This is a genomic window from Streptomyces rectiviolaceus (genome assembly GCF_039533825.1).
GTDB lineage: Bacteria > Actinomycetota > Actinomycetes > Streptomycetales > Streptomycetaceae > Streptomyces > Streptomyces rectiviolaceus.
Window position 1 is genome coordinate 59,529 of record NZ_BAAAUG010000069.1, and the last position, 12,508, is coordinate 72,036.

The following is a 12,508-nucleotide window of genomic DNA, read 5'->3' on the forward strand; positions in this document are numbered from 1 at the left end:
AGGATCGTAGCGCTGGACGCGTTCGAGTCCACTACAGCGGCGTCGATCTCTGTCATTGCGCATCTCCAATCTCGCGTTTCTCAGCTGGTAGAAACCCATGCCCTTGTTGGCGCGTAGCGTCCGGCCCATCGATCGCCGTCGAGACCTCCAGGCAGTCGCCCACCGGTCATCTCGCCGATCGTGCCGCGGTCGGTCACGCTGGCGCGGTGGTCGTGTGTTATTTCCAGGATGAGCCATATGGCCGGTTCCGCAACTTCGCGCAACCATGCCACTCGGTCTTTGTCAACCTGGTTGAGAACGGCGCGAGTTGGCGTTGGTGCTGTGAACCGCAGGTAGTGGTGTGGGTGATGCGCCGGTGCGGGAAGTACGTGGGGGACACCCCGTATCTCCCCGTCGGCGACGGTCAGTTCCCTTATCCGGCGACGCTGCTGGACCTGCACTCCAAGCGGCTGGTGGGCTGGTAGATCGCCGACCCATATGCGCACCGAACTGGTCATCGACGCCCTCAGGACGGGAGCCTGCGCGGAGCGATCATCCACTATCAAAGGGGGAACCCCTGTGAAGTTCCGAATAAAGCGTCGGTTCGCGCGCATGGCGCCGATGGTCTTCCGGGATGGCCGTGCAGGGCTTGATCAAGTTCCGTGAGTGTCTGGGTTGTTGGTGATGCCCAGGATGGCGAGTGCTCGTTCGGGTTCGTGGCGCATGGCGCGGGTGGTCTTGGCGATGTTGTCGGCTCCGAGGATCTTCAGGGTGCCGATGGCGAGGTTGCGGATGGTGGCCATGGCGCGGGGTGCAGTGCCGGTGTGAATGGTCGAGGCGTCCTCAGAGAACGTGACATCTCGGATGTAGTGGGAAGAATTTTCGATTCCCCAATGCCCGCGAATGGCGGCGGCGAGGTCGATGGGGCGGGTTTGATGGGCGGCGAGGCTGGTGACCGCGTAGACGTTCTCGCGGGTTTCGGGCCGGCCGGTGGGCTTGCGGCGGCGGTGGACCCGGATGGCGAGGTGGGCGTGGGGGAAAGCGATGCCGCCGAGGTTGTCGGCGATAGCGCAGGTTTTGATCGAGCGGGACTCGCGGCGGCCGAGGCGGTGGCGGAGGCGGTGTGCTGGACCTTGATCGAGGTCCAGGGTAGGGCGGCGAGTTGGGCGTAGGCGGTGGGCTGGTTGGTCTTGATGACGGCGATGTAGTGGGCCTTCTTCGTCTCGACCAGCCAGGTGATGTTGGCCTTCACCGAGTGGAGGGCATCGAAGGTGACGACGGTGTCGGCGAGGTCGAGCGGTGCCAGCAGGGGTTTGAAGTGGCGCACTTCGTTGGTCTTCGCACCGACTTCGACCTGGGCAATCGTGGCGACGCGGTCGTGGGTGACCGCCGAGAGCAGGTGGCGCCGCGGCGCGGCCAGGCGGGCTGAGCCCGTGAGGGCCTTGCCGTCCACGGCGATGCTCTGCCGCGATCGGGTCTCGGGCATGTCCGCGGACGCGGTGATGCGGTGCCGGTCGGCCAGGTAGGCGCCCACAGCCTGGTCCAGGGCGTCGCCGTCAAGTGCCTGAAGGACGCGTCCGAGAGTGACCGGCTTGGGGCTGCACCGCCAGCCGAGCAGGTGACGGCGTACCCCGAGGGATGCCAGCAGCGAGTTCGTGGCCCGCTCGCCGAACTCGGCGAGTTCATCGATGCTCTTCGCACCGCAGACGGCCGCGCAAGCACACATCAGCAAGATCGCCGTCAGCGAGTACCACCGGCCCCGGCGTGAGCGCGGATCCGGAACCGATTCGAGGTAGGGGCCCAGGTCAGCGATCCGGTCCGCATCCAGCGGCCCCAGCTTCTACAGCACGGCAGGGATAGGGGAAGCTGCAACAGCAGGCAAGGGACGTCCTCGTGATCATCTGGCTTCGACACCACAATGATCACGAACCCCCGTGCCTGCTCTGCCATCCGCCCCTACCGGCCTGATCGTCAACCCTCCACGCAAGCACGGAACTTGACGGAGCCCTGGCCTTGGCAGAGTCACTTTCGGCAGCCAATGGCGCCTCGTACGACGGCTACTGGCCGAGCAGGAGCGCGAACGCCCTGCACAGTTCGTCGAGCTGGGGTAGTGGAGGGCGGTCATTCCTGCGTCGCGGACTGCCGTGACGTTGGCGGCGGTGTCGTCAATGAACAGGCAGCGGTCAGGCGGCCGCCGCACACCGGCACCCGCGGCTCGGCGAGCTCCAGCCTCACAACAACCTCCGCCTCGCACGATCACCCGATCCAGCGATCGCACCATATCTGTTGCACAGGATAGAGTCTGACGCATAACCGCTGAGCTGCACGGATTCTCCCGAAGCTCACCCGCGACAGGCATCTCCCCCAGAGAATCCGGCGCGATGCCAAGAGCCAGGCCCAGCTGGTGAGGCTGCGGGCGCTGGCGCTGTACGGCATCAACAGCACCGCGGGCGTAGCCCCCAACGCGAATCCGGCGGCTTCGCCGATTCCCACAGGGCTGCAGTCCAGAACCCTCAGCCTACTTCGGAGTTGGCAGCGGACGTGCGGCGGGTTCCTGGACTTGAGCATGCGCGCGCAGGGTGCCGAGAAAAGGTGGTGGGCATAGGCGGGTGTTCTTCCACGTTCGGCTCATGCAGCCGAACTGGCAAGCCTGGCTTGGTGTTGAAGGAGCGGGCCCGACGGATTGGCCACGGGCAGTTGCGCCGGGGCGTGCGGACATCGACTGCGACATCTTGGAGGGGCCTAGACTGCGGGCGACGCCAGCCGCCCGCGTCCGGGCCGCATAGCGCCAACCACCCCGCCCGACAGCAGCGGGCACGGCAGCTGCCCACGGGTCGGCACGGGGCGGCGTGCTGACGCTTAGTTATGACCGACGATCAGGGTCAGGCCGAGCAAGCCTTGAACTCGCCGTCACGAGGGTCAGCATTCACCAATGCCCGGAAGCCAGGCGTCCGGGTGGTCGATGAAGATGTTGGTGACATATCCGCCGAGGTCTGGGACGAACGCCCAGGCATCGTTGCTGCGGCCTGCGGTGTTGACCATGTCGCCTCTGGTCTGGCAGGACACCGTCACACGCGTCGGCCCCGACAGCACGGCGACGACAGGAGCGTCGAGGCGGGGCTGCGCCCGTACGTTGACACCCGTGCCCCACGTGACGAAGTTGCCGGCACTGCCGTCGCCGCCCCCACCGTCCGGAGCCTCATCCAGGATGGGCAGGCTCCAGTTCTGGGACTCGTCACAGCGGGGGTCGGCCACGACGGACAGATGGAAGTGCGCCTCGTGCGGGTTTGCACCCTCGTACGGCCCCCACTGCCAGCTCGTGTTGACAGCAATCCGGCGGTTGGCGATGACGTACTTGATCCGCGGATCGCGGCTGTCGAGCAGTTGGTCGGCCATCTGCTGGATGTCCAGGCCGTGCGCCGGATCGTGAGTGAAGTCGCGCGCGGTGACGATCCCGGGCCCGTACCACGGGTTGTGGTCGCTGTCGCGTCCGCGCTTCTCGTGGGCCGCATCGCCGATGCTGCCGTCAGCCGCGACGCTGCGTGCGGGGAAACGCGCGTCGATCTGACGCCGAAGGGTTTCCAGGCTGTTCGCGACTCGCCAGGACATCGCGACCTCCTAAGGCTTGTCCCGTCAATGATCTTCGAGTGGAGTTGGACACGAGTGTTCGCGGTGCCACCTGTCTGTCCAGCGAGGAGCGTGATGCACGCCGTTTCCTGCTATTGCGCGGTCATGCGCCGTCTGGAACGAGCTTCTTCAACTCTTCCCGCGGAATGATCAAGATTGGGGTCACGCCACGTTCGGCGATCCAGTGTGCGACCTCGCCCACGAAGTGGCCCACCTCAAGAACCCCCTCGAAGAAACGCGCGATCCCCTCTCCGGTAACCGCGCCCTCCATGTCGAAGTCGAGCAGAGGCAGCTCGCTGCCGTCGCTGGAGTTGGGCCCTGCATTGCCTGCTGCAGAGAAGCCGCCTTCTCCGGCCGCTCCGGACATGCCGCCTTCGTGTCCACCCGCCGCTTCGGCGGCTTGGATCTGCTCGAGCACGTCGGGGGCGAGTATCAGTATTGGCCCTCCGGACCCGTTGGCCTGCAAGAAGTCTCGGGCTTCTTCGGCTGTGCTGCAAGATGCCGATGGCTGAGTCATCGCTACCCCTCAATTCGCCGCTTACCTCTACAGGCCTTGACCTCTAACATTGGGATGGCCGCGAATGGCGTCCTTGGGTCAAGTACCGGGTCAGGCTCACCGATTACTCGTCAGACGTCACTGCTAATCCGGCGATTCCCGTGACGTTCCAAGGTTGGCCATCAAAATAAGCATCGAGCTGTCGGAGAAGCACCGCAACTTGGCATCTGACGCAACTGCATCCCTGCGGACTACCTGACGGGCCCGGTACGGACATCGAATTGCTGCCAAGAACTCCCCGGCTTCACACTGGAAACAACGAAGGGCGACCCATTTACGCCGATCGGAAGGCAGCACCATGCACCAGAGCGTTCGCGATTACTGGATCACCTTCAACGACCCGCTCGAAGGGCGGGTCAACTTCATGTACCTGGACGTAAAAGGGTACGTGAGCACCGGTATAGGCAACAAGATCGACCAGACGGAAAGAGACAACTCCTCGCCGACCGAGGGGGAACGGACCGCCTCCCTGGCAGCCGCCAGCAGGCTGCGCTGGCTGGTCAATGACGCGAACACCGAGGCGACACCTGAGGAAGTCGCCAACGAGTGGGACACGGTGAAGTCGCACATGGAGCTGGCCCCCCTCGGACACCTCAGCTTCCAGCCGCCCCTGACCCGCCTTCATGTGGACGACGACGAGATCGACCGCCATGTCTTCGAGAAGCTCGACGAAATGGAGGGCGTGCTCACCACGCGCCCGGAGTTCGGCGACTTCGCGTCATGGCCAGCCAACGCGCAGCTGGCCACGTTGAGCATGTGCTGGGCCTTGGGTCCCAAGTTTCCCTTCCCCAAGTTCCAGGGGCACGTGGCGTCGCGGAATTGGGTCGGCGCCGCAGACGAGTGTCACTTCACGCCGGACGTGGGCACGATCATCATCCGCAACAAGCTCGACCGCGCTCATCTGCTGCTGGCGGACAAGGTGGAGGTCCAGGGCCTGCCGACGGAACAGATCGCGCTGGACCTGTCCGATGTCTTCGGTGTCCAAGGCGCGCTTCTCACCCTGGGGTTCAAACCGTTGGCCCAGGACGGCGCGGACGGCCCTCGCACCCGGGGCAAGGTCACGGAGTTCCAGTCGGCCAACGGCCTTGCCCAGAACGGGGCCTTCAACGATCCGGACACCGTGAGCGGCCTCGCCTCCCAGCTCTCCGGCCTGGGGTTCACCGTATTCGGTGTCTGACCCGCGGGGACTTCGCACCACCCGGACGGCGTAGCCAGGTCACCACACAGAGTGCGGAATGGCGATTTGTCCTCTTATGGTGATCACGGATCGTGAGCAGCATCGGAAGGGGCCAGCGTGCCGGTCAACGTCACATACCCGGGTGTCTACGTCGACGAGGTCAAGAGTGCCGTCAAGACGATCACAGGCGTGCCCACCTCCGTGGCCGCCTTCGTCGGTCACGCGCCCCGCGGCCCGGTCGACCGGCCCGTACACATCACCGGCTGGGCCGACTACCAGGCCATCTTCGGCGGCTTGCGGGCGAACTGCCCACTGAGCTACGCGGTTTACCAGTTCTATCTCAACGGGGGCAGTGAAGCCGAGATCGTCAGGGTGGTGCAGGACGACAAGACCGTCCGCCTGCCCCTCGGTAAGAGCGCCGCCCGACCCGCGAAGGAGCCCGTCCGGCGCGTGTCCTCGTCTGCTACCGCAGCGGCCGGTGAGGGCGGGGAGTCCTCCGCCGGCGCCGGTGAGGACGAATCCTCCGGCGAGGACAAGAAGAAGGGCCGGGGCGAGCAGGAGTCCGGCGGTGACGCCAAGAGGTCCTCGGCCTCCGGCTCGTCGGGGACGGCTTCCGCCGAGGGCCCGGCCTTGCTGGCGGCTTCCCCGGGACGGTGGGGGCGGCATCTTCGCGCCCACGTCGACCACCACACCGCCGAGGGGGAAAAGCCGGAGGGCCCGCGGAAGCTGTTCAATCTGACGGTCCGCGATCTGGAGACGGGCGCTGCGGAGCACTATCTCAATGTCAGTGTCGATCCGGACAGTCCGCGCAACCTCACCCATCTGCTGGAATCCTCGCGGCTCGTGCGCGTCGACCCGGATGCCCTCATCAAGAAGGTACCCACTCCCAACGATGCCCCGGATGACGGAGCGGATCCCTTCGCCTTCGTCCCGAAAGACGGGACGGCAGCGCAGCAGCCGTACTGCTCCGCCCCTGCCGAAGCCGGTGACGACGGGGCCGACGGGGATGGACGGCCCCGGAATCTGGACCCGTACTTGGGCGACAGGGCCGCCAAGACCGGCCTCTACCAGCTGCTGAAGACCGACATCTTCAACATGCTGTGCCTGCCCGACAGCCACTGGCTCGACGAGCAGTTGCAGGCCAAGGGCGGTGGTGTGCAGCCACTGCGGGACGTGGCGCTGCAGTTGTGCGTCGAGCGGCGTGCCCTTCTGCTCGTCGACCCGACCTCGTCGTGGCCCAGCGGGCCGACAGGCGGCGGTTCCAACGCCGATGTCGTAGACGCCGTCGTGAAGAAGATGACGGAGTTGGAGACGCTGGGCGAGGCCGGCAAGAACGCCGCGGTGTACTACCCCCGAGTGCTCGCGCCCGACCCGCTGCTCGACGGTGCCCTCAGACCCTTCCCGCCCTCCGGCGTGATGGCCGGCGTGCTCGCCCGGACAGACGTCCAGCGCGGGGTCTGGAAAGCACCTGCCGGTACGGATGCCTCGCTGAGCGGCGTCAGTGAGCTCGAAGTGCCGCTGACCGACCTGGAGATCGGGCGGCTCAACCCGGTCGGCGTCAACTGCCTGCGGCGCCTGCCCGCGGCCGGTCCCGTCGCCTGGGGCGCGCGCACCCTCGTCGGCGCCGACCGGCTCGCCAGCGAATGGAAGTACCTCCCGGTGCGCAGGCTGGCGCTCTTCATCGAGGAAAGCCTGTTCCGGGGCACGCACTGGGTGGTGTTCGAGCCGAACGACGAGCCGCTGTGGGCCTCGATCCGGCTGAACATCGGCGCCTTCATGAACTCCCTTTTCCGAGCGGGCGCGTTCCAGGGCCGCACGCCCCAGGACGCCTATCTCGTGAAGTGCGACAAGGACACCAACCCGCAGAACGACATCGATCGCGGCATCGTCAACATCCAGGTGGGCTTCGCCCCGCTCAAGCCCGCGGAGTTCGTGATCGTGCACATCCAACAGCTCGCCGGCCAGATCCAGGTCTAGGTCGAGATCCAGCTCCAGGAGGACGACCCATGCCTGAGGTCAAGCGCCGGGACCCGTACAAGAACTTCCGGTTCCGGGTGAAGTTCAGCGGGGAGACCGACTACATCGCGGGAATCAGCAAGGTCAGCGGGCTGAAGCGCACCACCGAGGTCATTCGGCATCGCGACGGCGGAGACCCCGGCACCAGCCGGAAACTTCCCGGCCGGACGGAATACGAGGCCATCACCTTCGAACGCGGCTGCACCGTCGACACCGCCTTCGAGGAATGGGCCAACCGCGTCTGGAGCCTGAAGAACTCGGCGGGCGGGCTTGAGACTTCTCTCAAGGACTTCCGGCGCGACCTCATCATCGACGTCTTCGACGAGGGCGGGCAGCAGGTGCTGTCCTACTCCGTCCACGACTGCTGGGTCTCCCAGTATCAGGGACTGCCCGAACTCGACGCCGGATCCAACGGCGTGGCCTTCGAGCACATCAAGGTGGAGCACCACGGCTGGGTACGGGAGCACACCAACCCGCCGCAGGAACCGCAGTTCTCCGACACCGCAGGGTGAGCGGCGTGCCACGGCAGCTGACCGAGGCGAACGTCCTCGACGTGTGGGAGAACGGGCTCGCCGGGCCGCCGGCAGCTCGTTCCCTTCTGTTCGCCTCGATGGCGGCACCTGGCGGGAGCAACGTCGCGGACCTGCCCCTAAGTGCGCTCAACTCCCTTCTGCTCGAGCTGCGCCGCGGCGCCTTCGGCGACGCACTGCCGTGCACGGCGGACTGCCCGGAATGCGGCGAGAGTCTCGATGTCACCGTGGCGGCGGCCGAGTTGCTGCCTCCCGGCGGTGGCGCCGCCGTGGCCGCCACGGCGACTGTGAAGTCGTACGGCAGGACGGTCACGTATCGCGCGCTGACCGGCCGGGACGTCCGCTCCGTCGATCCCGCCACGCCCCGCGCCCGCCAGGCCCTGCTGCGTCGCTGCGTCCTGCGCGTCGACCCGCCCGCCGACGACCTGCCCGACGAGGTTCTCGAGGACGTCGCCCGGCGGCTCGCCGACGACGACCCCGGGGCCGATGCCGTCGTCTCCTTGAACTGCCCGCAGTGCGAACACAGTTGGGATGCCGCCCTCGACCTCGCCGAACACCTGTGGACCGACGTGTCCGAGTACGCGCGCCGCCTCCTGCACGAGGTACACGCCCTCGCTCGCGCCTACGGCTGGACGGAGGCCGACGTGCTCGCGATCAGCCCGACGCGGCGGCAGTTCTATCTGGAGGCGAGCACCGGATGAACGACTTCGTGGACCGTCTCCTCAGGGCACCGGGGCCGAGGTTGAGGCCGCTCGCACCGAACGCGTTCGATCCGGGCGCTCCGCGGCTGCCGGGATCTGAGCAGGGGGCGTCGGTGTACGCCCCTGAGGTCGATGTCGATGTCGAGGTCGAGGTCCCGGTCGAGGGGGAGGTGGAGGCGCAGGCGCTGCCGTCCGGGAAAGGGGTGGTGGAGCCGATGCAGGGGCTGGAGGCGGGAGTTGGGGAGCTCTCGTACGAGGCGGCTCCCAGCGAGGCGGCTCCCAGCGAGGGGATGGGCGTGGTCGGGGGTGAGGATGCGGAGCTCAGTACGGCCGGTGGGGCAGGTGGGCGTGGGGGTGCCGTGGAGGTCGCACGCCCCGCCGCCGGCGAGAGCGCACATCCGGTTGGCGGGGAGGGTGTACGGGCCGTCAGCGGGGAGGACGTACGACTGACCGGAGGGAGCCCTTGGCCGAGCGCGTCGTCGCAGCCGACGTCAGATGCCGAGCCCTCTGCAGAGGCTCGCGGTGGCGGCCATCGTGAGCGGGGTGACGGTGCACGGTCGGCCTCGGGGAGGGCGATTCCTCCAGCCCTCGGGAGTCGGGTTCCTGACGAAGCGACCGTGTCCGAAGCACCACAGGCACAGCGGCCGCAGCCCTCACGCACAAGCCCCGCCGCCGGCCACGGCACCCCACGGAACGGCTCGGCCACGGCAGACCCCGGCCCAGACCTCACAGCCAACATGCCACCCGCACCACACCCAACCCACCCAGAGCGTCCCGCCCCCGCCCAGACGCCTGGCCCCGCCGTCGGCAACAGCGTCCCGCCAAACGGCTCGACCACGACAGACCCCGGCCGCCAAGACCCCACAGCCAACAAGCCACCCGCACCACACCCAACCCACCCAGAGCGTCCCGCCCCCGCCCAGACTCCAGGCCCCGCCGTACGCAACAGCACCCCACCGAACGACTCAGCCACGACAGACTCCGGCCAAGACCCCGCGGAGCATCCCACTCCCGCCCAGACGCCCAGCCCCGCCACCGCCCACAGCACCCCGCCGAACAAGCCCCCCACACCACAGTCAACCCGCCCTCCCGCTCGCGCCCAGAAGCCCACCCCACACCTCCCTCCTGTGCCGACAAGGGCCGGCGCAGCGCCTCAAGGTGACACGGTGTCTCCCGGGAAACCGGGCGCGCCATTGCGGAAGTCCGAAACGCGGAGCGAGGGCTTCGGCGTATCCGCCGGGAGCTCCGCCACATCTCCCTCCCCGGTGCCCGCCGAGGCTGCCCACGCCGCAGCGCGACCAGCCGCATCACCGGCCCGAACGGCAGCGCCTGAAGGATCACCGGTCCCGCCGACGCTCTCCCCGTCACCGTCACCGTCACGGTCACCCGCACCCGCTTCGAACCCGCCCCCATCAGCGCCGACGCCGTCACCAGCTTCGGCACGTCCACAGGCCCCGTCGTCACCCTCACCTACGCCTACGCCTACGCCTACGCGGACATCGTCACCGTCGCCGTCGCCGTCGCCGGAGTCTTGGCCAGCCAAGCCCTCCGCGTCGAGTTCCCTCCGCCGGTCACCCCCGACCCGCCCCAAACTCGCACTCGGCCCCGCCTCCGACTCCACCACTGCGCAGAGCTCCCCGGCGCACTCCACCATCGTCCGCGTCACCATTGACCACCTGGTCGTCCGCACCGCCCCTCCCCGCCCCATCGACGGCCCTGCCCCAACCCCCGCTCCGCACCGCAAGCCCCGGCTCAGTCTTGAGGAGTACCTCGGGAGGCGGGCGTGAGTGATGCGCTGGCGATCGCCGCCGTGACCGAGACGCTGCGGGCCGTGCTGCACGGGGACCTCCAACGGACCGTGCCCGGAGCGGAGGTGACGGTCCGGCATCCGGGGGATGTCGCCGCGGCCATTGCCGAGGGCGACGGCACGAATGGCGTGCTCAACCTCTTCCTCCACCAGACCGGCATCGATCCCGCCTGGCGCAACGCCGATCCCGACGGCTCGCGCCCCGGCGAGTCCCGGCATCCCGCGCTGCCGCTGGTCCTGCACTACCTGTTCACCGCGCACGTACCCGCCGGTGAGGATTCGACCGTCCCCGAGCGGCTGCTTGGTGCGGCCATGGCGGCCTTGCACGAGCGGCCGCGGCTGCGTGCCGACGACCTCAAGGGCGCCGCCGGCTTCAGTGATCTGCATCTCCAGCACGAGCCGGTGAAGGTCACCCCGGCGATGATGACGGCCGACGAGATGCGCCTGCTGTGGGCGGCCCTGGGCCACAGTTACCGGCTGTCCGTTGCCTACGAGGCACGTGTCGTGCTCATCGACAGCGCAACGCCCGGCCGGGCACCCCTGCCGGTACTGCGGCGCGGGGCAGCCGGGACCGGGCCCGAGGCGATGCCTATGGCGGCCGCGCACTGGCCAGTACTTCTGGCCGTCGTACCGTCGACCGCCGCGTCCGGCTCTGACATCAGGCTCAGCGGGAGCGGATTTCAGGCGGGGACGCCGACCGTTCGTCTGACGCACCCCCTGCTCGGCGGGCCGATCGTGCTGCCGGCCCGCGCGGACGAGGCCGGCTTGTTGCGCGCGACGCTCGGCGAGGAGCTCGGCGCGGGGCGCTGGTCGGCCGTCGTCGTCGTCACCGCGCCCGACGGCAGTGTACGGACCACCGAGCCACGGCGCTTCCACATCGCGCCGCGCATCACCAACTCGCTGCCGATGAACGCCGAGCGGGCCAAGAAGGGGACGGTGGCGCTGGTCGTGGAGTGCGCGCCCGCCGTGCATCCCGGCCAGCGGGCCGAGCTGCTGGTGGCGGATCGGCCCGTGCTCGCGGAACCGTTCACCCGGGAAACTCGGACGCTGCGGTTCCGGATGGCCGCGGGTGCGCCAGGGCGGTATCCGCTGCGGTTGCGCGTCGACGGGGTGGACAGCCCGCTGATCGATGTGGAGGCCGGGCGGTTCGACGCCGACGCGGCGGTGGTGATCACATGACGGCGGCCACGCGGGTCGAACTGCACATCCGTCGGCTGGTGTGGGACGGGGCCGGACCACCCCCCTCGCCTGCGGCACTGTGCGCGACCGTCGAGTCCGAACTCGCCGTGCTGCTCGGCGACTCCCCCACCATCGGCGCCGTCGCCCCGGCCGCACCGACGGACCCCACCCTCGCCGCGCACGCCCGCCAAATCGCCCGCGCCGTCCACGAGACACTCCGAGCCGGGCAACCGCCGGACCACCGCTCCCCCCAGCACCGCCCCCGACCAGAGGCAGGAGCCCCCACGCCATGACCACCCCCGCCCCCCGCCGCGGCGGCTTCGTCCTCCTGGACCCCGAGCAGGGGCAGGTCCTGCGGGTCATGCCCTTCCAGTACAACCCCGACAGCATCACTCGTACGCTCCAGCCGCGCGGCATCGGCGCCGCCGCCGGTGACCGGCTTGAGGCGTTGCGGTTGCACGGGCCGGCCCGGGAGACGTTCCGGATCGACGCGGAGTTCGACGCCGTGGACCAAGCGGCCTCGAAGGCCACGCCGGCCCCACCCACGGGGTCGGGTCTCTCCGCGACGCTGGCCGCGCTGGAGAGCGCCGTCACCCCCACGAGCGCCCAGCTGACCCGGCAGAACGAACTGGCCGGCCAGGGAATCCTGGAGATCGCACCCGTACAGGCCCCGCTGTCCGTCCTGGTTCTGGGGCGCAGGGTCCTGCCCGTGCGGATGCTGGACATCGCCGTCACGGAGGAGGCCTACGACGGGGAGCTGAATCCCATCCGGGCGCGCGTGACGCTGACGGTGCGGGTCCTCACCGTCGACGACGTCGGATTCGGCCACAAGGCCGGCGGCCTCTACCTCCAGTACCAGCAGAACCGGGAGCGCCTCGCGGCAACGGTCGCGAACAGCCCGTCGACCGTCGGCTACCCGGGCGGCTGAGCCGCACC

At 68.5% G+C, this 12,508-nt stretch carries 11 protein-coding genes; 7 read left to right on the plus strand and 4 right to left on the minus strand.

All coding sequences use genetic code 11. The features are described from left to right. Positions 1-632: 632 nt before the first annotated feature. The 4 genes from ABD378_RS19865 to ABD378_RS19880 all read right to left on the minus strand — a co-directional run bounded on the left by ABD378_RS19865 (position 633) and on the right by ABD378_RS19880 (position 4,024). Entirely contained in the window at positions 633-782 is a 150-nt protein-coding gene (locus ABD378_RS19865; RefSeq protein ID WP_344522261.1) for a hypothetical protein, read from the minus strand. Next, a complete protein-coding gene (locus tag ABD378_RS19870; protein WP_344522428.1) occupies positions 746-1,816 on the minus strand; it encodes an ISAs1 family transposase in 1,071 nt (356 codons plus the stop codon). Before ABD378_RS19870 ends, ABD378_RS19865 begins: the two co-directional genes overlap by 37 nt. Before the next feature lie 1,082 nt (positions 1,817-2,898). Then, entirely contained in the window at positions 2,899-3,588 is a 690-nt protein-coding gene (locus ABD378_RS19875) for an SH3 domain-containing protein (protein ID WP_344522262.1), read from the minus strand. A gap of 121 nt (positions 3,589-3,709) precedes the next feature. Beyond that, entirely contained in the window at positions 3,710-4,024 is a 315-nt protein-coding gene (locus ABD378_RS19880; protein WP_344522263.1) for a hypothetical protein, read from the minus strand. Positions 4,025-4,526: 502 nt separating this feature from the next. Between ABD378_RS19880 and ABD378_RS19885 the strand changes: the two genes are divergently transcribed. The 7 genes from ABD378_RS19885 to ABD378_RS19915 all read left to right on the plus strand — a co-directional run bounded on the left by ABD378_RS19885 (position 4,527) and on the right by ABD378_RS19915 (position 12,500). Then, positions 4,527-5,339: a peptidoglycan-binding protein gene (locus ABD378_RS19885; protein WP_344522264.1), complete on the plus strand. Its 813-nt coding sequence runs from the start codon at positions 4,527-4,529 to the stop codon at positions 5,337-5,339. Between the two features lie 117 nt (positions 5,340-5,456). Further along, positions 5,457-7,316 (plus strand): phage tail sheath family protein, encoded by a 1,860-nt coding sequence (locus ABD378_RS19890; RefSeq protein ID WP_344522265.1) that lies wholly within the window; start codon positions 5,457-5,459, stop codon positions 7,314-7,316. 29 nt (positions 7,317-7,345) lie between these two features. Continuing rightward, positions 7,346-7,867 (plus strand): phage tail protein, encoded by a 522-nt coding sequence (locus tag ABD378_RS19895; protein ID WP_344522266.1) that lies wholly within the window; start codon positions 7,346-7,348, stop codon positions 7,865-7,867. A gap of 5 nt (positions 7,868-7,872) precedes the next feature. Next, positions 7,873-8,586 carry a hypothetical protein gene (locus tag ABD378_RS19900; RefSeq protein ID WP_344522267.1) on the plus strand — a complete coding sequence of 238 codons (714 nt, stop codon included), beginning with the start codon at positions 7,873-7,875 and terminating at the stop codon, positions 8,584-8,586. 1,783 nt (positions 8,587-10,369) lie between these two features. Further along, positions 10,370-11,572 (plus strand): Pvc16 family protein, encoded by a 1,203-nt coding sequence (locus ABD378_RS19905; protein WP_344522268.1) that lies wholly within the window; start codon positions 10,370-10,372, stop codon positions 11,570-11,572. After that, positions 11,569-11,865: a hypothetical protein gene (locus tag ABD378_RS19910; protein WP_344522269.1), complete on the plus strand. Its 297-nt coding sequence runs from the start codon at positions 11,569-11,571 to the stop codon at positions 11,863-11,865. Before ABD378_RS19905 ends, ABD378_RS19910 begins: the two co-directional genes overlap by 4 nt. Beyond that, positions 11,862-12,500: a hypothetical protein gene (locus ABD378_RS19915; RefSeq protein WP_344522270.1), complete on the plus strand. Its 639-nt coding sequence runs from the start codon at positions 11,862-11,864 to the stop codon at positions 12,498-12,500. The genes ABD378_RS19910 and ABD378_RS19915 overlap by 4 nt, the downstream gene beginning before the upstream one ends. The last annotated feature ends 8 nt before the right edge of the window (positions 12,501-12,508 follow it).